Source organism: Micromonospora sp. NBRC 110037 (assembly GCF_001652995.1).
Taxonomy (GTDB): Bacteria; Actinomycetota; Actinomycetes; order Mycobacteriales; family Micromonosporaceae; genus Micromonospora; species Micromonospora chalcea.
In genome coordinates this window covers 341,359-364,187 of sequence record NZ_BBVA01000005.1, presented here as the reverse complement: position 1 = coordinate 364,187, position 22,829 = coordinate 341,359, and the positions used below count along the sequence as shown (strand labels likewise).

The 22,829-nt window shown below is 72.4% G+C and carries 16 protein-coding genes, 3 pseudogenes and 1 riboswitch; of the genes and pseudogenes, 8 read left to right on the top strand and 11 right to left on the bottom strand.

Annotation, left to right across the window (positions count from 1 at the left end; all coding sequences use genetic code 11):
- Positions 1–117: 117 nt before the first annotated feature.
- Positions 118–1,758 carry a glycosyltransferase gene (locus A4R25_RS17935; RefSeq protein ID WP_064447475.1) on the top strand — a complete coding sequence of 547 codons (1,641 nt, stop codon included), beginning with the start codon at positions 118–120 and terminating at the stop codon, positions 1,756–1,758.
- Between the two features lie 41 nt (positions 1,759–1,799).
- On the opposite strand, the gene A4R25_RS17930 is transcribed toward A4R25_RS17935, so the two are convergent.
- The 3 genes from A4R25_RS17930 to A4R25_RS17920 form a co-directional block, all read right to left on the bottom strand.
- Positions 1,800–2,843 (bottom strand): Gfo/Idh/MocA family protein, encoded by a 1,044-nt coding sequence (locus A4R25_RS17930; protein ID WP_043325113.1) that lies wholly within the window; start codon positions 2,841–2,843, stop codon positions 1,800–1,802.
- A gap of 56 nt (positions 2,844–2,899) precedes the next feature.
- Positions 2,900–4,006 (bottom strand): DegT/DnrJ/EryC1/StrS aminotransferase family protein, encoded by a 1,107-nt coding sequence (locus tag A4R25_RS17925; protein ID WP_043325114.1) that lies wholly within the window; start codon positions 4,004–4,006, stop codon positions 2,900–2,902.
- Between the two features lie 149 nt (positions 4,007–4,155).
- Positions 4,156–4,788: a TetR/AcrR family transcriptional regulator gene (locus A4R25_RS17920; RefSeq protein ID WP_043325115.1), complete on the bottom strand. Its 633-nt coding sequence runs from the start codon at positions 4,786–4,788 to the stop codon at positions 4,156–4,158.
- Positions 4,789–4,942: 154 nt separating this feature from the next.
- Here A4R25_RS17920 and A4R25_RS17915 point away from each other — a divergent pair, with 154 nt between their 5' ends.
- The 4 genes from A4R25_RS17915 to A4R25_RS17900 all read left to right on the top strand — a co-directional run bounded on the left by A4R25_RS17915 (position 4,943) and on the right by A4R25_RS17900 (position 9,938).
- On the top strand, positions 4,943–5,845 hold the full coding sequence (locus A4R25_RS17915; protein ID WP_043325116.1) for an ABC transporter permease: 903 nt from the start codon (positions 4,943–4,945) through the stop codon (positions 5,843–5,845).
- On the top strand, positions 5,838–6,638 hold the full coding sequence (locus tag A4R25_RS17910; RefSeq protein ID WP_030499725.1) for an ABC transporter ATP-binding protein: 801 nt from the start codon (positions 5,838–5,840) through the stop codon (positions 6,636–6,638). The genes A4R25_RS17915 and A4R25_RS17910 overlap by 8 nt, the downstream gene beginning before the upstream one ends.
- Positions 6,639–6,742: 104 nt before the next feature.
- Positions 6,743–8,242 carry a bifunctional cytidylyltransferase/SDR family oxidoreductase gene (locus A4R25_RS17905; RefSeq protein WP_043325117.1) on the top strand — a complete coding sequence of 500 codons (1,500 nt, stop codon included), beginning with the start codon at positions 6,743–6,745 and terminating at the stop codon, positions 8,240–8,242.
- Between the two features lie 19 nt (positions 8,243–8,261).
- Positions 8,262–9,938 carry a CDP-glycerol glycerophosphotransferase family protein gene (locus A4R25_RS17900; RefSeq protein ID WP_064447474.1) on the top strand — a complete coding sequence of 559 codons (1,677 nt, stop codon included), beginning with the start codon at positions 8,262–8,264 and terminating at the stop codon, positions 9,936–9,938.
- Between the two features lie 8 nt (positions 9,939–9,946).
- Here A4R25_RS17900 and A4R25_RS17895 read toward each other — a convergent pair whose 3' ends face one another.
- From A4R25_RS17895 to A4R25_RS17875, 5 genes are all read right to left on the bottom strand, one after another.
- Positions 9,947–10,693 carry an alpha/beta fold hydrolase gene (locus A4R25_RS17895; protein ID WP_064447473.1) on the bottom strand — a complete coding sequence of 249 codons (747 nt, stop codon included), beginning with the start codon at positions 10,691–10,693 and terminating at the stop codon, positions 9,947–9,949.
- A 245-nt stretch (positions 10,694–10,938) separates the two neighbouring features.
- Entirely contained in the window at positions 10,939–11,772 is an 834-nt protein-coding gene (locus A4R25_RS17890; RefSeq protein WP_064447544.1) for a C39 family peptidase, read from the bottom strand.
- Between the two features lie 206 nt (positions 11,773–11,978).
- Positions 11,979–12,119, bottom strand: a riboswitch (cyclic di-AMP (ydaO/yuaA leader).
- A gap of 300 nt (positions 12,120–12,419) precedes the next feature.
- Complete coding sequence (locus A4R25_RS17885; protein ID WP_064447543.1) at positions 12,420–13,184, bottom strand: hypothetical protein; 765 nt, start codon at positions 13,182–13,184, stop codon at positions 12,420–12,422.
- A 139-nt stretch (positions 13,185–13,323) separates the two neighbouring features.
- On the bottom strand, positions 13,324–13,656 hold the full coding sequence (locus A4R25_RS17880) for a hypothetical protein (protein ID WP_064447472.1): 333 nt from the start codon (positions 13,654–13,656) through the stop codon (positions 13,324–13,326).
- Between the two features lie 80 nt (positions 13,657–13,736).
- Complete coding sequence (locus tag A4R25_RS17875; protein WP_064447471.1) at positions 13,737–14,945, bottom strand: acyltransferase; 1,209 nt, start codon at positions 14,943–14,945, stop codon at positions 13,737–13,739.
- A gap of 148 nt (positions 14,946–15,093) precedes the next feature.
- Between A4R25_RS17875 and A4R25_RS17870 the strand changes: the two genes are divergently transcribed.
- The 3 genes from A4R25_RS17870 to A4R25_RS17860 all read left to right on the top strand — a co-directional run bounded on the left by A4R25_RS17870 (position 15,094) and on the right by A4R25_RS17860 (position 18,530).
- Positions 15,094–16,419, top strand: a complete 1,326-nt coding sequence (locus A4R25_RS17870; RefSeq protein ID WP_064447470.1) for a polysaccharide pyruvyl transferase family protein — start codon at positions 15,094–15,096, stop codon at positions 16,417–16,419.
- Between the two features lie 66 nt (positions 16,420–16,485).
- Positions 16,486–17,097: an alpha-ketoglutarate-dependent dioxygenase AlkB gene (locus A4R25_RS17865; RefSeq protein ID WP_064447542.1), complete on the top strand. Its 612-nt coding sequence runs from the start codon at positions 16,486–16,488 to the stop codon at positions 17,095–17,097.
- Positions 17,098–17,192: 95 nt separating this feature from the next.
- Positions 17,193–18,530: a uracil-xanthine permease family protein gene (locus A4R25_RS17860; protein WP_064447469.1), complete on the top strand. Its 1,338-nt coding sequence runs from the start codon at positions 17,193–17,195 to the stop codon at positions 18,528–18,530.
- A gap of 502 nt (positions 18,531–19,032) precedes the next feature.
- Here the strand turns inward: A4R25_RS17860 and A4R25_RS32170 are convergent.
- From A4R25_RS32170 to A4R25_RS32160, 3 pseudogenes are all read right to left on the bottom strand, one after another.
- A pseudogene (locus tag A4R25_RS32170) lies at positions 19,033–21,114 on the bottom strand (DNA gyrase subunit A); the annotation flags it as partial.
- A 393-nt stretch (positions 21,115–21,507) separates the two neighbouring features.
- Positions 21,508–22,101 (bottom strand): annotated as a pseudogene (locus A4R25_RS32165) (LAGLIDADG family homing endonuclease); the annotation flags it as partial.
- An 81-nt stretch (positions 22,102–22,182) separates the two neighbouring features.
- Positions 22,183–22,809, bottom strand: a pseudogene (locus tag A4R25_RS32160) (DNA gyrase subunit A); the annotation flags it as partial.
- Positions 22,810–22,829: the final 20 nt, after the last annotated feature.

The window sequence follows — 22,829 nt, the reverse complement described above, 5'->3', positions numbered from 1 at the left end:
GAACCTTCCTCGCCGCAAGTAGGGACCGCGCCACGTTAACATGCACGAACCGCGCTCGCCGACCACGCGGGTCGGCGTTGCGGCGCCAGCCTCCGCGATCGGAAGGACCCAGCCCAGATGGGCAGCAAGCTCGCAGCCGGCGTGCTCCGTCGCGTCACCGCTCCCCGGGTGGTGCGTCACCGCGCGGCGGCCCGTCTGATCCACGGCCTGGCGGCCGCGCCGCTGCTGCCGGCCGGCGCGCGGTCGTCGCTGGCCCGCCGCCTGCGCGCCGGCATGGTCCGGGCCGGCTGGCCGGCGGCGGAGTCCCGGGCCGCGCTGGTCGCGGTGGCCGGTGGCGTGGGCCCGGCCGCCCGTGCCGACCTGCTCGCGCAGGAGGCCGCCGACGAGATCGCCGAGGGACGCACCCCGGCCCACCTGACTGCCGCCGTCGAGGCCGACCTGGCCGAGGCGGACCGGGCGTACGCCCGGGGTGACGGCGAGGCGGCGGCCCGGCGGCTGCACCGGGTGCTGCACACCCAGTTCCACCGGGTGATCCACTTCGACCAGCTCGACTCGCCGCTGGCGGACGATCCGGCGGCGTTCCTCGCGCCGCTGCACGGCAGCGCCGTGGGTCGGGCGCTGCTGACGCCGCGCGGCCGCCGGCAGCCGGCCGCGCCGCCGCCGACGGACCGGCCGCAACGGGTGCTGCTGCTGCTCAACGGAAGCGCGCACTTCGTGCAGGCGATCCGGGAGCGCTACGCCGCCCACCCCGATGTGGAGCTGCGTTACGTGCGGCTGGACGACGACCCGGTGGCCGGGCCGCTGATCCGGCAGTCCAGGCGCATGACCGCCGAGGCGCTGCTGCGCGACACCGAGTACGGCAGGCAGGTCGAGGCCTGGCTGCGCCCGCACCTGGACTGGGCCGACACGGTGTTCGTCGACTGGGCCGTGGCGACCGCTGTGATGGTCGGCCTGGTCGACCCCGGCGACACCCGGGTGGTGGTCCGGCTGCACAGCTACGAGGCGTTCGGCAGGTGGCCGAACCTGATCGACTTCAGCCGGGTGGACGACGTGGTCTTCGTCTCCGAGCACCTGCGTGACTTCACGCTCCGGGTGGCGCCCGGGCTCACCGGCGCGCACGCGCCGCGTACCCACGTGTTGTGCAACGCGATGGACCTGGCGCCGTTCGCGCGGCCGAAGGACTCCGCGGCCCGGTTCACGCTCGGCCTGGTGGGCACCAGCGCGGTCGCCAAGGACCCGCGGTGGGCGATCGAGGTGCTGCGGCTGCTGCGCGCCGCCGACGAGCGGTACCGCCTGCTGCTGGTCGGCGGGAGCATCGACACCGGGATGAGCCGGGCGGCGCGCGACTACGCGGCGGCGCTGGAGACGGAGCTGGCCGAGCTGGCGCCCTCCGGCGCGGTGACCCGGCTCGGCCACACCGACGACGTGCCGGGTGTGCTGACCGGCATCGGCGTGGTGCTCAGCAGCTCGGTGCGGGAGAGCTTCCACTGTGCCGTGGTGGAGGGCGCCGCGAGCGGGGCGGTGCCGGTGGTGCGGGACTGGCCGTTCTTCGCCGGCGGGGAACACGGCGCGCGTACCGTCTTCCCGGCCGACTGGGTGGTCGCGACGCCGGCCGAGGCCGCCGCCCGCGTCCGTGCGGTCACCGCGGACGAGCAGGTCTGGCGGGCCGCCGGCGAGGCCGCGGCCAAGCACGCCTCGGCCACCTGGGACTGGTCGGTGAACGCGGCGTGCTTCGACCGTCTGCTGGGGATCGACTGACCGGGCCGGCCGGGCGTCGGTGACGCCCGGCCGGGCCGGTGTCAGGCCGGGGTCGGCTGCAGGCCGCGCCCGTCCCGGTCGGCGGCGGCCGGGCCCACGGCCACGGTACGGCCGTCGGACGCGGACTCCAGCAGGGCGGCGGCGACCTGGACGGTACGCAGGCCCTGCCGCAGGGTGACGATGTCGCTCTGCTTGCCCTCCACCGCGTCGCGGAACCGCTCGTGCTCGACCAGCAGCGGCTCCCGCTTCGGGATGGCGTAACGGACCATGTCGCCCTCGGCCACGCCGCGGAACGCGCGCAGCGCCTCCCACTCGGTGTCGATGGCGGCGTTGGCGTAGAAGGTGAGGTCGGCGGTGAGCGTGTCGGCCACGAAGCAACCCTTGTCGCCGGTGACGACGGTGGACCGCTCCTTGAGCGGGCTCAGCCAGTTGACCAGGTGGTTGACCATGGTGCCGTCGGCGAGCTGGCCGACGACGGCGACCATGTCCTCGTGCAGCCGGCCGCTGCGCGAGACCGTGCGGGCGGAGACCGAGGTGTACTCCTGGCCGGTCACCCACGCGGTGAGGTCGATGTCGTGGGTGGCCAGGTCCATCACCACGCCGACGTCGGCGATCCGGTGCGGGAACGGGCCCTGGCGCCGGGTGACGACCTGGAACACCTCGCCCAGCTCCCCGGCCTCCAGGCGGGTGCGCAGGCTCTGCAGCGCCGGGTTGTAGCGCTCGATGTGGCCGACGCCGGCGACCAGGCCGGCGGCCTCGAACGCCTCGACCAGCCGGGTCGCCGCGTCGACGGACTGCGCGAGGGGCTTCTCGATCAGCGCACAGACGCCGTTGGCGGCCAGCTCCATGCCGATCGGCTCGTGCAGCGCCGTCGGGCAGGCCACCACCGCGTAGTCGACGCCGAGGGCGAGCAGGTCGCTCAGCTCGGGTACGACGGGCGCGCGCAGCGTCCCGGTCACGTCGCCGGCCGGGTCGACTACGCCGACCAGCTCGACGCCGTCGAGGTTGGACAGCACCCGGGCGTGGTTGCGCCCCATGGCGCCGAGGCCGATCAGACCGGCGCGCAGCTTGCGACCTTCACTCACTGAGCTGTCCTTCGTTCGCGACTGCGGGGCTCGCAAACCCGACTCACTCCTCGCGCTCACCGGGCACCACCGGCCAGGTTCGCGCCCTCGGCGATCCGCTCCAGGTCGGCCTGGCTCAGCGACGGGTGCACCGGCAGCGAGACGACCTCGGCGGCGGCCCGCTCGGTCTCCGGCAGGTCCCACGCGCCCGGCTTGCCGTCCACGAGGTACGGCTTGAGCCGGTGGATCGGAGTCGGGTAGTAGACCGCGTTGCCGATGCCCAGCTCGGTGAGGCGGGCCTGGGCGGCGTCCCGGTTGCCGGTGACGCGCACGGTGTACTGGTGGTAGACGTGCCGGGCACCGTCGGCGACCGGCGGGGTGACCATGCCGGTGATCGCCGAGTCGAGGAACTTGGCGTTGGCGCGGCGCTGCTCGGTCCACTCGCCGAGCTGGGTGAGCTGCACCCGGCCGATGGCGGCGGCCACGTCCGTCATCCGCATGTTGGCGCCGACGATCTCGTTGGCGTACCGCTGCTCCATGCCCTGGTTGCGCAGCAGCCGCAGGGTACGGGCCAGCTCGGCGTCGGCGGTGCTGATCATGCCGCCCTCCAGGGCGTGCATGTTCTTCGTCGGGTAGAAGCTGAAGCAGCCGGCGGTGCCGAACGCGCCGACCGGGGTGCCGTTCAGCTCGGCGCCGTGCGCCTGCGCGGCGTCCTCGACCACGGCGAGGCCGTGCTGCTGCGCGATCGTCATGATCCGGTCCATCGCGGCCGGGTGGCCGTAGAGGTGTACCGGCATGATCGCGACGGTCTTCGGCGTGACGGCGGCGGCGACCGCCTCCGGGTCGACGCAGAAGCTGCCCGGCTCGATGTCCACGAAGACCGGCTCGGCGCCGACCAGCCGCACCGCGTTGGCGCTCGCGGCGAAGGAGAACGAGGGCACGATGATCTCGTCGCCCGGGCCGAAGCCGAGCGCCATCAGCGTCAGCTGCAGCGCGGAGGTGCCGGAGTTGACGGCGACGCAGTGCCGGCCGCCGACCAGGTCGCCGAACTCCTCCTCGAACGCCGCGACCTCGGGGCCCTGCACGACCCGGCCGCTCCGCAGCACCCGGACGGCCGCCTCGATCTCGGCCTCGCCGATGATCGGCCGTGCGGGGGGAATGAACTCTGGATGCGGCCCGGCCATGGGGCTTCCTCCTGTCGACACGTGGTTCATGGGAGACATTTCGGGGGATGCTACCGCTCTGTCAGGAAAACAATCGGGTCGCGCTGATTGTCCGACTGGATGTGACGTTCTGTTCATGATCGACGACGGCCCTCCGGGGGCGACCCGGGTCAGACTTCCACCTCGTCGCGCACAGGCCCCACGCATGCTACCCGCAGGGCGGCGACGATCGCGGCCGCCATCCGGGGCACCTCGGCGGGCTCCAGCGGGGCCCGGGAGATCGCCATCCGCCAGTACACCGGCCCCACGATGAGATCGACGGCGGCGCGCCGGTCGGTGTCCGGGGACAGCTCGCCGCGCTCGACCGCCCGGCCGATCAGGATCCGCCCCACCGCCTGCTGGTAGTCGTCCAGGGCGGCCTGCAGCTTCTCCGCGATCTGCGGGTTGCGGGCCGCCTCGGCCAGCAGGTCCGGGATGATCTGCGCGGCCAGCCGGTGACGCAGCGCACGCGCCATCACGTGCAGCAGGATCTCCAGGTCACCGAGCAGGCTGCCGGTGTCCAGCAGCGGGATGTTGCGGCCCGCCACGGCGGAGACCATGTCCAGCACCAGGTCGAGCTTGGACCGCCAGCGGCGGTAGATGGCGGTCTTGCTCACACCGGCCCGGCGGGCCACCGCCTCGATGGAGAGGCGACCGTAGCCGACCTCGGCCAACTCCTGCATCACGGCGGTACGGATGGCGCTGGTGATCTCCCCGCGCAGCACCGCCGCGCCGGCCGGGGCACGCCTCTTCTCGGTCGTCACGTGGAACAATGTAGCGCAACGACGGTACGGTTGCGTCCCGACGTTCGGTGGACTACCTTCCATGCAGCAGCGAGGCGGCTCCTCCCCGCCGGGCCACGCTGGATCTGTTCACCGCACTGCTCCCCATCAGCACGAAAGATCGGAGCGCCTGATCATGGCCAACACCGCGGTGGCCGACCCCGAATCCGGACTGAGCCGGGCCGAACTGGCCCGGCGGTACGGGTTGCGGGTCGCCGGGGAACGACCACCACTGGGCGAGTACACCCGCCGGTTGTGGGCGTACCGGCACTTCATGACCGCGTACTCGCGGGCGAAGGTCGCGTCCTCGCTGAGCAACACCCAGCTCGGGCAGCTCTGGCAGGTGCTGACACCGCTCACCAACGCGGCGGTCTACTTCCTGATCTTCGGCGTGATCCTGTCGCAGAACCGGAACGTGTCGAACTTCATCGCGTACCTGTGCACCGGCGTGTTCATCTTCATGTTCACCCAGACCGCGGTGTCGAACGGCACCAGCGCGATCACCGGCAACCTGGGCCTGATCCGGGCGCTCCAGTTCCCCCGGGCCGCGCTGCCGATCACGGTCACGCTGGTGCAGCTCCAGCAGCTGCTCATGTCGATGGTGGTGCTGGGCGCGATCGTGCTGTTCACCGGCGAGCCGGTGACCTGGCGCTGGCTGCTGCTCGCCCCGACGCTGCTGCTCCAGACGGTCTTCAACATCGGCCTCACCATGATCATGGCCCGGATCGGCTCCAAGATCACCGACCTCAAGCAGATCATGCCGTTCGTGATGCGCACCTGGCTGTACGCCTCCGGCGTGCTCTACCCGGTGGCGCTGTTCCGCCAGCACCTGCCGCACTGGGCCGCGAGCCTCCTGGAGTGGAACCCGCCGCTGGTCTTCATCGAGCTGGCCCGCTTCTCGCTGCTCAACTCCCACCAGCCCGATCTGGTCAGCTCGCCGCCGAAGCTCTGGGCGCTGGGCCTGTTCTGGGCGGTCGTCATGGGCATCGGCGGGTTCGTCTACTTCTGGCGCGGAGAGAAGGAGTACGGCCGTGGCTGAGCAGACCCTGCCGCTGAACGCCGGTCCCGTGATCGACTCGGGTCGCGTGCCCACAGTCGTGGTGGACGACGTGCACGTGATCTATCGGATCCACAAGGGCGCGAGCGGCGGCACCACACCGGTCTCCGCGCTCAAGCGGATCGTCTCGCGCACCAAGGCGCCGAACATCCGCGAGGTGCACGCGGTCAAGGGCGTGAGCTTCACCGCGTACCAGGGTGAGGCGATCGGCCTGATCGGCAGCAACGGCTCCGGCAAGTCGACGCTGCTGCGGGCCATCGCCGGGCTGCTCCCGCCGGCCCGCGGCGCGGTCTACACCCAGGGCCAGCCGTCCCTGCTGGGCGTCAACGCCGCGCTGCTCAACGACCTGTCCGGCGAGCGCAACGTGGTGCTCGGCTGCCTCGCCATGGGCATGCAACCGGATCAGGTCAAGAAGATCGCCCCGGAGATCATCGAGTTCTCCGGCATCAACGAGCGCGGCGACTTCGCCTCGCTGCCGATGCGCACGTACTCCTCCGGCATGGGCGCCCGGCTGCGCTTCGCCATCTCGTCGGCGAAGAAGCACGACGTGCTGCTCATCGACGAGGCGCTGGCCACCGGTGACCGCAAGTTCCGGGTCCGCAGCGAACAGCGGGTCCGCGAGCTGCGCGACAGCGCCGGCACCGTGTTCCTGGTCAGCCACTCCATCGGCTCGATCCGGGACACCTGCGAGCGGACCATCTGGCTGGAGGGCGGCGTCCTGAGGATGGACGGCCCCACCAAGGAGGTCTGCGACGCGTACGAGGGCCAGAAGTAGCCCGCCGGAGCGCACCGGTCCCGGGATCGCCCGGATCGGTGCGCTCCGCCGTCCGCGTTAAGGTTTTCGGATCCATCCCCTTTCACCCAGAGTGAGGTACGGCAATGACGCAGGACCACACCACCGCACCGGACGCCGCGCCGGCGAGCCCGGCACCCTGGCGACCCGCGCGTACGGTGGCCGTGATCCTCGCCGGGGGGACCGGCACGCGCCTCGGGCTGGGCATCCCGAAGCAGCTCCTCAAGATCGCCGGTAAGCCGATCATCGAGCACACCCTGGCCGTCTTCGAGGCCGCGCCGGAGATCGACGAGATCATCGTGCTGATGGCCACCGGTCACGTCGACGACGCGCGGCGCATCGTCGCCGACGCCGGCTTCCGCAAGGTCACCAAGGTGATCGAGGGCGGCGAGACCCGCAACGACACCACCCGGATCGCGCTCGACGCGGTCGGCGAGGGCGACGTCAACATCCTCTTCCACGACGCGGTACGCCCGCTGGTCAGCGCCCGGATCGTGCGCGAGTGCGTGAACGCGCTCTGGACGTACTCGGCCGTCGACGTGGCCATCCCGTCCGCCGACACGATCATCCAGGTCGACGCGGACGACTGCATCACCGACATCCCGGTCCGCTCCCGGCTGCGCCGCGGCCAGACCCCGCAGGCGTTCCGCTCCGGCACCATCCGCGAGGCGTACCGCCGCGCCGAGGGCGACCCCGACTTCGCCGCCACCGACGACTGCGGCGTGGTGCTGCGCTACCTGCCCGGCACGCCGATCAAGGTGATCGACGGCTCGGACGAGAACATCAAGGTCACCCACCCGGTCGACGTGCACCTGGCCGACAAGCTGTTCCAGCTCGCCGCCGCCCAGGCGCCCCGGCTGACCCACCGCGGCTACGCCGAGGAGCTGACCGGCCGGACCATCGTGGTCTTCGGCGGCAGCTACGGCATCGGCCACGACCTCGCCGAGCTGGCCCGCGGCTACGGCGCGCAGGTCTTCCCGTTCAGCCGCTCCACCACCGGCACCCACGTCGAGCGCGCCGAGGACGTCACCGCCGCGCTGAAGACCGCGTTCGAGGCCACCGGCCGGATCGACCACGTGGTGGTCACCGCCGGCATCCTGGAGAAGGGCGCGCTCGCCGAGATGGACTCCGAGACGATGGACCGTCTCCTGCACGTCAACTTCGTCGGCCCGGTCACCATCGCGCGCCAGTCGCTGCCGTACCTGCAGCAGACCAAGGGCCAGCTGCTGCTCTACACGTCCAGCTCGTACACCCGGGGCCGGGCCCGCTACGCGCTCTACTCGGCCACCAAGGCAGCGCTGGTCAACCTCACCCAGGCGCTCGCCGACGAGTGGGCCGAGTTCGGCGTACGGGTCAACTGCGTCAACCCGGAGCGCACCGCCACCCCGATGCGGACGCGGGCGTTCGGCGAGGAGCCGGAGCACACGCTGCTCTCCTCCGAGGCGGTCGCGCAGGCGTCCCTGGACGTGCTGATCTCCGAACTGACCGGCCAGGTGGTCGACGTGCGCCGGTCCCCCGGCGAGCAGGTCGCCGCCGTACCGGCGCAGCCCGGCGCCGACCGGTCCGAGCTGTCCACCGGCGCCTGAGACCGACGGGACGTGCCAGATGCGTGGTGACCTGGTCCGCAAGTTGCTCGCCCGAGTACTGACCACCGGGCTGGCGGTGCTGGCCTTCCTGGTCGTGGCGCTCACCGGCGCCACCGGCTGGGGCCTGGCCCTGGCCGTCGCGGCGCTCGCCGCCACCGCCTGGGAACGCCGGGTCCGGCCGTCCGCCGACGGTCTCGCCGAGACGGTGCTCGTCGCCGCCGGCATCCTCGTCGGCTACGCCCGGCGCCTCGACGACGGCTTCGACCCGGCCCTCGCGGCCACCGCGCTGGTCCTGCTCGGCCTGGTGCTGCTGGTCGGCCCGCTGCGGCAGGCCGGCGCGCTGGAGATCCGGGCGGCGAACCTTCCGGTACGCACGTGGACGCCGCTGGTCGCCGCCCGGCTCGGTGACGCGCTGCTGGTGCTGCTCGCCGTGGTGGCGCTCGCCGCCGCGCTGGCGCTGCCCGCCTTCACGGCGCTCGCCGCCGCGCTGCTCGTCGGCGCCGGCTGCGGGGCGGTCGCGCTCGACCTCGCCCGGCGCCGGTTCCGGCCGCCCGCCGGCGGGGGCCCGGTCGGCCGCGCGCTGCGCCGCCACCAGCCCGAGTTCGTGCTGCACTTCTCCGCGCCGCCCGGCTCCGAGTACCAGGTCACCATGTGGCTGCCGTACCTGGAACGGATCGGCCGCCCGTTCATGGTGGTGCTGCGCGAGCCGGAGCTCCTGCCGGCCGTCGCCGCCGCCACCCGCGCCCCGGTGGTCCTCTGCCCCACCCTGAAGGCGCTCGACGAGGCGCTGGTGCCCAGCCTGCGCGTCGCCTTCTACGTCAACCACGGCGCGAAGAACGCCCACCTGATCCGGTTCAACCAGCTCACCCACGTGCAGCTGCACCACGGCGACAGCGACAAGGCCCCGAGCGCCAACCCGGTCTCGGCCATCTTCGACAAGATCTTCGTGGCCGGGCAGGCCGCGATCGACAGGTACGCCCGCGCCGGCGTGGAGATCCCCGCCGACAAGTTCGTCGTGGTCGGCCGGCCCCAGGTCGAGGCCATCGAGGTACGCCGGGAGCCGGTCGCCGCGTCGGCGCACCCGACGGTCCTCTACACCCCAACGTGGACCGGGCACCACGCCGACGCCAACTACTGCTCGCTGCCGGTGGCCGAGACGCTGATCCGCCGGCTGATCGACCGCGGGGCGGCGGTGATCCTGCGCGCCCACCCGTACACCGACAAGAACCCGGCCTCGGCCCGCCAGCTCGCCCGGCTCACCGAGCTGCTCGCCGCCGACCGGGCCAAGACCGGCCGCCCGCACCTGTTCGGCGCCGCCGCGGCCCGCGAGCTGACGCTCACCGAGTGCGTCAACCGCGCCGACGCGCTGGTCTCCGACGTCTCCGGCGTCATCTCCGACTGGCTCTACTCCGGCAAGCCGTACGCGGTCACCGACACCGGCGCCGACGGCGAGCACTTCGTCGAGCGGTTCCCGCTCGCGGCGTCCGGCTACGTGCTGCGGCGCGACATGTCCAACGTGGACCAGGTGATCACCGACCTGCTCGACGCCGACCCGAAGGCCGCGCAGCGCTGGGCGGCGCGCACCCGCTACCTGGGCGACTTCCCCGCCGACGCCTACGCCGAGGCGTTCCTCGCCGCCGCCCGCCGAGAGCTGGAGGCCGACTGGGCGGTCCCGGCGCAGCGCGCCGTCGTGTAGGCCCCGCTCTACAGGTACGCGTCGAGCAGGGCGAGCACGGCGGCCGGGTCCTCGACGTGCGCGTTGTGGCCCAGGCCGGGCAGGGTGGCCACCGGCACGCCCAGCTCCTTGAGCTGCGCGTCGCTCACCATCGGGTCCTGCTCGCCGCGGGCCAGCAGCACCGGCACGCCGGTCGCGGCCAGCTGGGCGGGCAGCCGAGGCTCGCCGACCGCGAACGCGGCCGGGTCCATCGCCAGCCGCCAGCGGCCGTCGACCCGCCGCAGCCCCGCCTCCACCACCGGGTGGTCCGGGGCGAACAGCCCGGCCAGCCCCGAGACGCGCAGGTAGCGGCGGGCCGCCTCGTCCCGGGTGGCGAACCAGGTGACCGGCCGGGCGGCCAGCTCGCTCGCCTTCGCCAGCTCGGCCGGGGACCAGACCGCCTTGATGCCGAGCCCCACCACCGCGTCCACCGGAAGAGCCCGCTGCCGGGCCGCGAGCGCCAGCGCCACCACCCCGCCGAGCGAGTGCCCGAGCAGCACCAGCCGGTCGTGCGGGCCCAGCCGGAGCGGACCGAGCCCGTCCGCGACGCGCTGGGCCAGGGCGTCGAACGAGTAGCCGTCGAGCGGCGGCGACCAGCCGTGGCCGGCCAGGTCGGGGGCGAGCCAGCGCCCGGGCCAGCGGCGCTCCAGCAGTGGCGCCCAGGGCAGCCACACCTCGCCGGTGGCGCCCATGCCGTGCAGGAGAATCAGGTGCCGGTCCCCCGTCGCATCGCCCATTGGCGCAGTCTGCCACCGCCCGCCCCGGACACGCGAGACCGAACCCGCCCCGCCCAAACCGCCCGCCCTCGCCCTCGCCGCCGATCTTGGAGTTGTGGTGCCTCCCATAGCGGGGCGAGCCGGGCATACCAGGCGCCACAAGTCCAAGATCGGCGCGCCGAGAGGGCGGCGGGCGAGGGGCGGGCGGGGACGGGGAAGGCCGGCGCCCCGGGACGGGGTGCCGGCCTTCGCAGGGTGCGGGGCGGTCAGGCGGAGTAGCCGCGGCTGGCGATCCAGTGCGCCAGGTCGATCGTGGTGAGCCAGTACGACGGCAGCGACGGGTCGGCCGAGTCGGCGATCCGGACGGTCCGGCCGTCGTCCTTGTAGCCGATCACCGCGACGTAGTGGCCGCCGGGGAACGAGTGCCAGCCGCCGTTGGTGTCGGTGGCGGTGCCGGCGACGTTCGCGACGACCCCCCGGCCGTTGCTGATCGCCTCGACCACGTCGGCCTGGAGCCGGTCCATCTGGGCCGGGCTGGCCGAGCCGGGAATCATCCGGGTCCGGTACGGGTTGCCCTTGACCTGCTGGTTGAGCACGCGCGTGGTGTCCTCGGCCGAGTTGGTGCCCATCTCGGTGGTGCCGAGCGGGCCGGCGAGGGCGTCCTGGCTGCGCTCGATGCCGGTGGCGCTGAGCGCGTTGCGCACGGCGGCCGGGCCGCAGTAGTAGTAGTTGATCTGCGCCTGGTAGTCGTAGTCCAGCGTCTTGCTCGACGGCGGCTTCGGCGCGGCCTTGGTGACGTCCGGGTCCGCCGCGGCCTTCTTCGCCGACGGGGAGGCGCTGGGCGACTTGCTGGGCTCGGCGCTCGGCGACGCCGGCGGGACGCCGATACGCGCCTCGCTGCGGCTGGCGGGCTCGCCGAGCCGTGCGCCGAGTTCGGCGACCGAGGCGGTGTTCTCCTGCTGGACCGGGGCGTCCTCACCGGCGGCGAGGGCGGTGCCGGCGCCGGCGGCCAGCACGAGCGCCGCGGCCGATCCGGCGATGATCTGGTACGGGCGTTCGGTGGCGATCCGCCGCAGCTGACGCTTCAGGTGGTGCTTCACGAAATCCTCCACGGGGGGCGTGATCGGCACACGCCGGCCCGGCACGTGGCGGGGTTCACACGTGCTGGCAGGCCGGATGGGCCGGGGGAACGGGTACGCCCGCGATGCCGGGCGCCCAGGGGCGGTTTGCCGGTCGCGTCAGGCGAGCGCGGGTACCGCGGAGCCGTGGAGGCGGGGGGACGATCGAGGGGTGGGCACGAGGATGGGACTCCTTCCGTGGCCGCCGACCGGGTTAGCTGACGGATTCGGGCGGGAAGTACGCCCTACCGCGGCAGTGGCCGCGGATTCACCCCGATGGTGCTCATGGTTCCCCGGTTCGTGATGACACGATTAGGCGGGTCGGCGCGGCGTCGCCTTCTGCGATCGGGTACCGCACCGGACGCGCCGACACTACCGGCGGGTACTGCCCCTGCCAAGCGCTCCCACCTGCGTAAACATGATCCCCGGTAACGGATTTCGGAACAGCCGGTTACTCACTTCACTCAATGGGACAAGCGGTGGTGACGGCGCCCGGGAGGCGAAAAGGGGACAGACGGCGGGCGCGTGACCGGCAATGGCGCGGCTCATTGGCCTGTTCTGCGCTCCACGCCCGTTTCGGCGCCGGGGGTGAGCCGGCTCACCACATTCCGGGTAACAATTCGGTCGCCTCAGCCGACCCGGGCCGGACGCCAGCGGGCGTTGCGGACGGACGCGCCGACCGGCAGGGGGATCGTCGCCACGCCGCGGGACACCGGGGCGGGCCGCACCGCCAGGGTGGCCGCGTACGCCTCGGCGGCGAGCGTACGGGCGGCCTCGGCGGCCAGTTCGGCGTCCCGCCACGCCTGCCGCTCCCGCTCGGCGGCGCTCTCCCAGCCGGTCCGGCGCCGGTCCCGTACGGCCCGGGCCAGCACGATCTCCTGCTCGGCCGGGTGCCGGCGCGGGTCCCACCCGTTGCGGCGCGCCAGCACGTCGGCGAGTTGCCGGGCGGACAGGTCGCCGCGCCAGTGCGCCGTCATGGCGGCGTGGTGCAGCCAGCGCTCCCGGGCCGCGTACTCCGCCGGGGTGCGCGGGGTGCGCGGGGCGGCCAGCGCGGCGGCCCCGGCCAGGCGGCGGGCGGCGCTGTCCGCCTCGTCGTACGCGGTCCAGGCGCGTTCCGCCTCGTCCTGCGCGGCCAGCCACCGTTCCCGGCGGCGACGGGCCGTCTGGGCGGCCCCGGCGGCGGCCACCGCCACCTCCTCGGCGTACCGGACGAGGTCGTCGCGGCGCGCGGCGTCCTGGTCCACCGGATCGGCGGCTACCTCGGCGACGCCGTCGCGCTCGGGCCGGGCCACCAGCGCGGCGAGCAGGCCGAACGCGAGCAGCATCAGGAAGGACCAGATGGCGGCGGCCTCGGGGACCGCGGTGAGGAAGTGGTAGAGAGCGGTCTGCGACATGGTCGGCACCTCACGGGAAGAACCTGGCGGGAGACTCCGCACGGCCGGTCGGGGCGCGGCGCGGGGGCGCCGGGCCGGCGAAGGGCGGGTGCGGGATGACGTTCGGTGGGTGCGGTGACGGGCGCGGCCCGTGGGCGGATCAGCGGGCGGGCGGGGCCCGCAGGCCGACCGGCGCGGTGATCCGGCCGGCCGGGACCGGCTGCGGGTCGTTCGGGAGCGTGTCGGTGGCCCGTGCGGCGGGCGCGGGTGCGCCGTCGGGACGGGCCTGCCGCTCGGCGGCGCGGTCGGATTCCGGTCGCGGGGCGGTCGGCGTGCTCACGTACGCCGGGCCGGCTGGCGCGGCCGGGGCGGCGGCGGCCGGCAGCGTGGCCGCGCCGAACGAACAGGCGACGACCACGGCGAGACTGGCGAGCATCCGGGCGGTCCAGCGCGCCACCCACCACACGGGGCAGGTGAGCGCGATCGGAAGCACGGGTACAAATTACCGCCGAACCCCCAGTGACGCACCGCCGCACGGCGTGTCGCGGACCGACCGGCCGTCGTGTGCGCGTGTCAGTCCGGGCTACGCCGCCCGGCGTACTCGATGTCCTCGGCCGGACCGGAGACGGACCGCGCGCCGCAGTCGGCGGCCGCGCCCTCGGCGGGCCCGCGCGGAGCCGGCACGGCCGGTGCGCGCGACGCCGCGCGGGCCCGGCGGGTCGGGCCGAGCAGGCGCATCATCGGCACCTCCACCCAGCGGTGCAGCGCGGCGGCCAGCGCGAGCGTGAGCAGCAGGAAGCCGAGCACCGCCAGCGGCCCCCGCCAGCCGGGCAGGCCGGTCCCCCAGTCCCCGGTCAGCCGCAGCACGGTGACCATGACCAGCACGTGCACCAGGTAGAAGGCGAACGAGACCTCACCGAGCCAGATCATCGGCCGGGACCGCCAGGGGGTGGGCCGGCCGCGCACGTCGGCGTCCGCCGCCGCGGCGATGACCAGCAGGTACGCCACGGCGAGCAGCGCCGCCCAGAACTCGGCCGGGATCCACAGCGCGGCGACCACCCAGGTGGTGACGAACAGGCCGGTGGCGACCGCGAGGTTCGGTCCGCGCCAGCGGTGGCGGCGCATCAGCTCGGCGGCGGCCACCCCCATCCAGAACTCCAGCGACCGGGTCACCGGGAAGATCTGGGTGAACCACCACCGCTGCTCCTCCGGCACGAGCTGCTGGCCCGGCCACAGCGCCAGGATGAGCAGCGGCGCCGCGACCAGCACGGTCCGGAGCACCCCGGTACGGGCCCGGCGCAGCCACGGCACCACCAGCGGCAGGCACAGGTAGAACGCCAGCTCGCAGGAGAGCGACCAGCTCACGTTGTTGACGCTGTAGAAGTAGCCGTTCAGCGGGATCCACGCCTGGACCAGGAAGAAGTTGCCGATCGCCGCCCACGGCAGGACCGGGTCGGCGAACCAGGCCGCGACCGCCAGCGCCGCCACGAACGTCACCACGTGGTTCGGGTAGATCTTGGCGAGCCGGCGGCGCAGGAACGTCCACGCCCGCTCCCCGTCCCGGTACGACCAGACCAGGACGAACCCGCTGAGGATGAAGAAGAACTCGACGCCGGACAGGCCGAGGCTGAACGCCTTGTCCACCACCGCCTTCAGGTGCGGCTCGGCGACGATCCCCATGGTCCCGGCGTGGAAACCGAAGACCAGCAGCGCGGCGATCCACCGCAATCCGGTCAGCGACGGCAGGCGCGGGGCACGGGTGACAGTCGGCGCGCTGGTCATTCCGGGCACCCTACCCCGGAGTACCGGGACGTTCCCGGCGAGCCGACGGCCGCCGGGTCACCCAGGGACGGCGGATAGGATTTCCGTTCCTGCACGCGCGGGCGACGCCCGCCGGCACGCCGTGCCGTACGGAAGGTGAGCGAACCGGATGCACCAGCGGATCCTGCTCCGCGCCCGCAAGGGCCCGTTCGACGTCCTCACGCCGGAGGAGACGTTCGCCGGCAACTGGATCGGGGACAACAGCGGAAACCTGGTCTTCAGCCACGCCGCGCACAAGCTGCTGGCCACCTCCGCGGCGGAGATCACCGCGACCCGCACCCCGGCCGACCCGCGCCTCGCCGACGAGATCAACGAGCGGTACGACGTGTTCGTCGTACCGCTGGCGAACGCCTTCCGTCGCAGCTTCGTGCACCGCCTCGCCCCGCTGACCCGGCTGATCGAACGGCTGAAGATCCCGGTGGTGGTGCTCGGTGTCGGCGTGCAGACGAACGTCGACGGCGACCGTGAGTACCTGCGCCCGATCGACGAGCCGGTGCGCGCGTTCTGCAAGGCCGTGCTGGACCGGTCGCACAGCATCGGCGTACGCGGCGAGGTGACCGCGAGCTACCTGAACACGCTGGGCTTCTCCGACGTGGAGCAGATCGGCTGCCCGTCGATGTTCCTGCACGGCGACACGTTCCAGCTGGCGAAGAAGCAGCCGGAGCTGACCGCCGAGTCGAAGGTCGCGCTCACCATCTCGCCGTACGTCCGCTCGATGGCCTCGGTGGTCCGCCACCACCACGAGCGCTACCCGAACCTGTGCTACGTGCCCCAGGACCTGCGGACGCTCGGCACCCTGCTCTACGGCGACGCGCCCGAGCACCGCGGCCAGAGCAGCGACATCCCGCTGCACACCTCGCACCCACTGTTCGTCGAGGACAAGGTGCGCATGTTCGTCGACCCGTGGACCTGGATGGAACACCTCTCCGGGTACGACTTCGCGTTCGGCACCCGCATCCACGGCACCATCACCGCGCTCGTCGCCGGCACGCCCGGCTACCTGTTCGCGCACGATTCGCGCACGCTGGAACTGGCCCGCTACTTCGGCATCCCGCACCGGATCATGCGCGACGTGCCGGCCGACGTGGACGCCGCCGACCTCTACGCCGAGGCCGACTACACCGCGCTCACCGAGGGCCACAAGGCCCGCTTCGAGACCATCACCGCGTTCCTGCGCAAGCACGACCTCGGCATCTCGTTCGACGACGACGACAGCGCCGCCCGCTTCGACCAGCGGGTCCGCGAGACGGTGTTCCCGCCGGCCGTCCGGCCCGCTGCCGCCACCCCGCCGGCCGAGCTGCTGACCCGCATCGAGCGGCTGCGCGACGAGAACGCCAAGCTCACCGGGACCATCGACGCGCTGCGCTCGCAGCAGCTCCGGGAGCGGATCAAGCAGGCCGTCCCGGGCAAGGTCCGCCGGATGCTGCGGCGCTGATCGTCGTACGCCTGTTCTAAACAGGGTACGATCGGCGGCGTGCCCGACGTCGCGTACCAGCCTTCGATGCTCGACCTGGCCGAGCAGGGCCCGACCCTGGGCCCGCTCGCCGGGGCGGTGCGCCGCCACGAGCTGAGCCGGGGCGCCTGGGTCGACCACCTGCCCGGCTGGGTCCGGGGCTCCGACGCGGTGCTCGACACGCTGCGCCACGACGTGCCCTGGCGGGCCGAGCGCCGCACCATGTACGACACCGCTGTCGACGTGCCCCGGCTGCTCTGCTGGTACGCCGCCGGCCGGCCGCTGCCGCACCCGGTGCTCACCGCGGCCCGCGACGCGCTCACCCGGCACTACGCGCCCGAGCTGGGCGAGCCGTTCGTCACCGCCGGCATGTGCCTCTACCGCGACGGGCGCGACAGCGTGGCCTGGCACGGCGACACGCTGGGCCGCTCCGCGCACACCGACACCATGGTGGCGATCGTCTCGTTCGGCTCCCCGCGCGCGCTGCTGCTCCGCCCTCGCGGCGGAGGCGGCGGCAGCCTGCGGTTCCCGCTCGGCCACGGCGACCTCGTGGTGATGGGCGGCTCCTGCCAGCGCACCTGGGAACACGCGGTACCGAAGACCACCCGCCCGGTCGGCCCCCGCGTCAGCGTCCAGTTCCGTCCCACCGGCGTCGCCTGAGCCCGGGGCGGGCCCACATCCGTGCTGGGCACGTGCTAGAAACAACTCCCAGGGTCGATCACGCCCCCGTCACCCGATGACGCGAAGGGCGACCTATGACCCAGTCCCCCACCTCCCGCCGGTCCCCGTGGACGCTGCACGGCGACGGCCGCCAGGTACGCCCCGGCGACGTGGTCGCGCCCGACGAACGGCTCTCCTGGCCGCGCACCGTCGGCGTGGGCGTGCAGCACGTGGTCGCCATGTTCGGCGCCACCTTCACCGTCCCGCTGATCACCGGCTTCCCGCCCGCCACCACGCTGCTCTTCTCCGGGCTCGGCACACTGCTGTTCCTGCTGATCACCGGCAACCGGCTGCCCTCGTACCTCGGCTCGTCGTTCGCGTTCATCGCGCCGGTGCTCGCCGCGAAGACCGACGGCGGCATCGGCGCGGCCCTCGGCGGCATCGTCGTCGCGGGCGTCGCGCTCGCGCTCGTCGGCGTGGTGGTGCAGGTGGCCGGCTCCCGCTGGATCGACGCGCTGATGCCGCCCGTGGTCACCGGCGCGATCGTCATGCTGATCGGCCTCAACCTCGCGCCGGTGGCCTGGGACGGTGGCGGCGCCGGCACCGGCGTGAAGGCGCAGCCGCTGATCGCCGTGGTCACGCTCGTCGCGATCCTGCTCACCACTGTGCTGTTCCGCGGCTTCGTGGCGCGGCTGTCGATCCTCGCCGGCGTGGTGGTCGGCTGGGTGCTCGCCGCGCTGACCGGCAACCTCGACCAGCAGGCCGTACGCGGGCTGCGCCAGGCCGCCTGGGTCGGCTTCCCCGAGTTCCACACGCCGAGTTTCGACGCGCGCGCCGTCGTGCTGGTCATCCCGGTGATCCTGGTGCTGATCGCGGAGAACGCCGGGCACGTCAAGGCGGTCGCCGCGATGACCGGCCGCAACCTCGACCGCGACATGGGCCGGGCGCTGCTCGGTGACGGCGTCGCCACGGTGCTGGCCGGCTCCGGGGGCGGTTCCGGCACCACCACGTACGCGGAGAACATCGGCGTGATGGCGGCGACCCGCGTCTACTCCACCGCCGCGTACTGGATCGCCGGCGGCACGGCGATCCTGCTCGGCCTGTGCCCGAAGTTCGGCGCGCTGATCCTCACCGTCCCGGCCGGCGTGCTCGGCGGCGCCACCACCGCGCTGTACGGCCTGATCGCCATCCTGGGCGCCCGGATCTGGATCGAGAGCCGGGTCGACTTCCACGACCCGATCAACCTGTTCACCGCGGCGGTGGCGGTGATCATCGGCGCCGCCAACTACACGCTGACCGCCGGTGACCTGTCGTTCAACGGCATCGCGCTGGGCACGGCGGCCGCCCTGATCATCTACCACGGCATGCGCCTGATCGCGCGGCTGCGCGGCACCACGCCCGAGTCACGCCAGTCCCCCGACCCCGAACTCTGACCCCTCCCCTCCCCTCTCCTCCCCTCCCCTTCCGCCCGGCCCGGCCCGGCCTCGTTGATCATGAAGTTAGCGGCGCAAATTGTCCGACTCACACCCGCCAACTTCATGATCAACGGACCATTTGGCGCGCGATTGGGGCCGGCCCACGCGAGCGGGACACCCAGAGGGCCCGAAGTGCAAGATCGCGCGGGTGGCCCTAGCGGCCCGACGCCCTCGCAGCCAGGGCCAGCCAGCCCTCAACCACGTCGATCATGAGGTTAGCGGCGCTCGGTGTCCGTTTTGTCGCCGCTAACCTCATGATCGACCGTGCAGGGCCGAGGTCTTCCGCCAAAACACCCGGAATGTGCCCCATTACCCTAGGGCAGCCCTGCCCCCGGAGCGCCCGGGCGCGTTGATCAAGGAGTTTAGGGCCTGCAGAGGACACGAAGAGTCCGCAAACTCCTTGATCAACGCGTCGGGGCGGGAGGGGGCGGTCTCCCGCCGCCCTCCCCCAGCCGGCTCGTCAGTCGCGGTCGATGTGGTGACCCACCACCGTCGGGCCCAGCATCACGGCGAAACCGGAGCCGTCCCGGCGCGGGTCGGCCGGCGGCAGGTCCACCGGATCGCCGGTGGCGGTCGCGCCCACCGGCCGCGGGCCGATCCAGGCCACCGACAGCTCCACCTCACCCTTGAGGAACCGCTGCGCGCGTACGCCGCCGGTCGCCCTGCCCTTCGCCGGGTACGCCTTGAACGGCGTCACCTTCACCGTGGCGCCGGTCGACGTGACCACCATCGGCTCACCGTGCGCCGTGTCGTCGGTACGGATCGCGCCGAAGAACACCGCCCGCGCCCCGGCGGGCAGGTTGATGCCGGCCATGCCGCCACCCTTGAGCCCCTGCGGGCGTACCACCGAGGCGGCGAAGCGCAGCAGCGACGCCTCCGAGGAGACGAACGCCAGTGTCTCGGCGCCGTCGGTCAGCCAGGTCGCGCCGATCACCTCGTCGCCGTCCCGCAACGAGATCACCTCGAACTCTTCGGAGCGGACCGGCCAGTCCGGCGCGCACACCTTGACCACGCCGGCCCGGGTGCCGAGCGCCAGCCCGGGTGAGCCCTGCGCGGACGGCCCCAGCGGGGCCAGCCCGACGACCGTCTCGCCCGGCTCCAGCGGCACCAGTTCCGCAGCCGACATGCCGCCACGCAGCGACACCGTGCCGGACTGCTCCGGCAGCACCGGCAACGGCAACACGTCGATCTTGAAGGCGCGCCCGGCGCTGGTCACCAGCAGCACCCGGCCCCGCGCGGTGGAGTGCACGATCGCGCGTACCGCGTCGTGCTTGACCCGGCCGCTGCGCCGGCGCGCCTCGGCGGCCTCCTCCGACTCGGCCGCGGTCCGCGCCACCAGCCCGGTGGCGGAGAGGATCACCTGGCACGGGTCGTCGGCCACCTCCAGCGGGCCGGCCGGCACCGAGGCGGCCAGCACCTCCTTGAGGTCGCCGTCGACGAGCGTGGTGCGCCGCGGCGCACCGAACTGCTTGACCACGGCGGCCAGTTCGTCGGAGACGACCTTCCGAAGCACCTTGTCATCGTCCAGGATCTTCGACAGCTCGGCGATCTCGCCGCGCAGCTTCTCCTGCTCGGCCTCCAGCTCCAGCCGGTCGTACTTGGTCAGGCGGCGCAGCGGAGTGTCCAGGATGTAGCTCGCCTGGATCTCGGAGAGCTTGAACTTCTGCATCAGGCCGTCCTTGGCGGCCTGGGCGTCCTCGCTGGCGCGGATCAGCTTGACCACCCGGTCGATGTCGAGCAGGGCGATCAGCAGGCCGTCGACCAGGTGCAGGCGTTCCTCCCGCTTGCGCTTGCGGTACGCGCTGCGCCGGGTCACCACCTCGTAGCGGTGCGCCAGGAACACGTCGAGCAGTTCCTTGAGCCCGAGGGTGCGCGGCTGCCCGTCCACGAGCACCAGGTTGTTCACGCCGAAGGACTGCTCCAACGGGGTGAGCCGGTAGAGGTCGGCCAGCAGCGCCTGCGGGTTGACGCCGACCTTGCACTCGACCACCAGACGGGTGCCGTTCTCCCGGTCGGTGAGGTCCTTGACGTCGGCGATCCCGGTGAGCCGCTTGGTCTTGTTCACCTCGTTGGTGATGGCCGCGATGACCTTCTCCGCGCCGACGCCGTACGGCAGCTCGGTGACGGTGATGGCCTGCCGGCCGCGGCTGCCCTCCAGCGGGCCGATCTCCACCCGCCCGCGCATGCGCACCACGCCGCGCCCGGTCTCGTACGCGCGGCGCACCTCGTCCAGGCCGAGCAGCAGCCCGCCGGTGGGCAGGTCGGGGCCGGGCACGAACTCCATGAGCTTGTCGAGCGTGGCGTCCGGGTGGTTGATCAGCCAGCGGGCGGCCTGGACGACCTCGCCGAGGTTGTGCGGGATCATGTTGGTGGCCATGCCGACCGCGATGCCGGATGCGCCGTTGACGAGCAGGTTCGGGAACGCCGCCGGCAGCACCGTGGGCTGGGTCAGCGAGCCGTCGTAGTTCGGCTCGACGTCGACGGTGTCCTCACCCAGCTCGCCGGTGAGCAGCATCGCCTCCCGGGACATCCGGGCCTCGGTGTTGTGGTTGACGAAACCACCGGCCAGGAAGGAGTGGTCGGCGGATTCCACTCGAACGGAATAGACCTCCGCCGGCTCGTCAGGAGAGACCGCGACGACCTTCTCGTACCGATAGCCCGCATCCATCACGGGCAGGATCGTGGCAAGGATCTCGGTGTCCTTGATGCGGTCGATGATGCGGAGTCGTTCGGTTTCCCACCGCTCGACACGATCGAAGTTGTGGCTGGTGAGCCACTTGCGTCCGCTGCCCCGACGATCGAAGTCGATGCTGCTGCGCACGTAGTCGGCCACAAAGGGGACGTGGTCCTGACTAAGCCGATGCGGGCGCAGCGGCGCATGCCGCAGCATCTTGGCCAGCACCGCCTGCTTGGTACGGAGGAAGCCGACACGAGTTGCGAAAGCCCTGATGTTTCGCGTCCCGGAAACCACCAGGCGGTGCTCCACCGAGCCACTGGGCCGGGTGTAGTGGCGTCGACAGGCGATCACGCCGAACTCCGCGAGCAGTTCCTGGACCTCCCGAGCCAGACGCTCGCTGTAGCTGGTGTACTGGATGGTGAAGCTGCTGTTGGCGACGCGGACTCCGCCGTCGCCTTCGAAGAGGGCCATCAGGAAGGCCCGCTTGATGCCCCACCCCCCTGCCCAGACGAACTCCGGCACGAACTTGTCCCTCGCCTGGTGACCGATCAGCTCGGCGAGTGGGCTCGCCCGGAAGGCTTCCATCCCGCCGGCGACGTCCTGGACGTCAAGTTCGTGTATGCGGCGACGGTCTCGGCGCGTGTGCCGGTCGCTGACGTAGCGTCGTCCACCCACGACCTGGTCGTAGGCATGCAGGACCTCGCCGAAGAAATGCTCATCGGTATTGCTGAATCCTGCCCGCGACTCGCTCGCGAAGCCTTCAGAGACCCAGGCGCCACCGAGCACGCCGAGCATGTATTCGCGAGCGGTGGGGACGACCTGCTTCCATGCGTTCCGCGCGATACAGACCACCGAGCCCGGCGTCACCTCGTCGAGCCGACGCCACTGGAAGACAGGGACACCCACCGGAGCTTCGAGGCAGAGAACCAGATGATTCTCACTACCACGGAGGGAGAATCCGGTCTCAGTCGTGATCCGGAGCGTCGGGTGGACGCCCGAGTTGAAGACCTTGTTGACGCGAACCGCTTTGCCGTCCTTGTCGAGGACTTCGAAATCGGCCTCCGCCTCGCTGTTCGGCGGCAGGTCGACCACATCACCGATCCGTGGGCTGCTGCCATCGGCCAGGCGGATCCGGGTGTCACCCACGACGCAGTAGCGCGCCGCTGCCGGGCCGTCGTCCGGCGAGCCGAAGTTGCCGTGCCCGTCGATGAGCGGGACGTTGAGCGAGAAGTCCTGTGCCAGCCGCACCATCGCGTCGTAGATCGCGGTGTCGCCGTGCGGATGGTACTTTCCCATCACATCCCCGACAATTCGGGCACTCTTGACGTGGCCGCGGTCCGGCCGGTGGCCCTGCTCGTACATCGACCACAGAATCCGCCGGTGCACCGGCTTGAGCCCGTCGCGCGCGTCGGGCAGCGCGCGGGAGTGGATGACCGAGAACGCGTACTCCAGGTAGGAGTCCGAGACCTCGGTGACCAGCGGGTTGTCGAAGACGCGAGCGCCGGCCTGGTCGAAGGCGGCCAGATCCGCCTTCGCGCGGTCGTCCTTGCGGCGTGCCATGGTGCGGTTTCCTTCCGAGA

Excerpts from the sequence above, each read along its gene's own strand:
- A4R25_RS17935 (WP_064447475.1), top strand. The coding sequence starts at position 118 with ATGGGCAGCAAGCTCGCAGCCGGCGTGCTCCGTCGCGTCACCGCTCCC.
- A4R25_RS17925 (WP_043325114.1), bottom strand. The coding sequence starts at position 4,006 with ATGGCCGGGCCGCATCCAGAGTTCATTCCCCCCGCACGGCCGATCATC.
- A4R25_RS17915 (WP_043325116.1), top strand. The coding sequence starts at position 4,943 with ATGGCCAACACCGCGGTGGCCGACCCCGAATCCGGACTGAGCCGGGCC.
- A4R25_RS17905 (WP_043325117.1), top strand. The coding sequence starts at position 6,743 with ATGACGCAGGACCACACCACCGCACCGGACGCCGCGCCGGCGAGCCCG.
- A4R25_RS17900 (WP_064447474.1), top strand. The coding sequence starts at position 8,262 with ATGCGTGGTGACCTGGTCCGCAAGTTGCTCGCCCGAGTACTGACCACC.
- A4R25_RS17895 (WP_064447473.1), bottom strand. The coding sequence starts at position 10,693 with ATGGGCGATGCGACGGGGGACCGGCACCTGATTCTCCTGCACGGCATG.
- A4R25_RS17885 (WP_064447543.1), bottom strand. The coding sequence starts at position 13,184 with ATGTCGCAGACCGCTCTCTACCACTTCCTCACCGCGGTCCCCGAGGCC.
- A4R25_RS17875 (WP_064447471.1), bottom strand. The coding sequence starts at position 14,945 with ATGACCAGCGCGCCGACTGTCACCCGTGCCCCGCGCCTGCCGTCGCTG.
- A4R25_RS17870 (WP_064447470.1), top strand. The coding sequence starts at position 15,094 with ATGCACCAGCGGATCCTGCTCCGCGCCCGCAAGGGCCCGTTCGACGTC.
- A4R25_RS17865 (WP_064447542.1), top strand. The coding sequence starts at position 16,486 with ATGCTCGACCTGGCCGAGCAGGGCCCGACCCTGGGCCCGCTCGCCGGG.
- A4R25_RS17860 (WP_064447469.1), top strand. The coding sequence starts at position 17,193 with ATGACCCAGTCCCCCACCTCCCGCCGGTCCCCGTGGACGCTGCACGGC.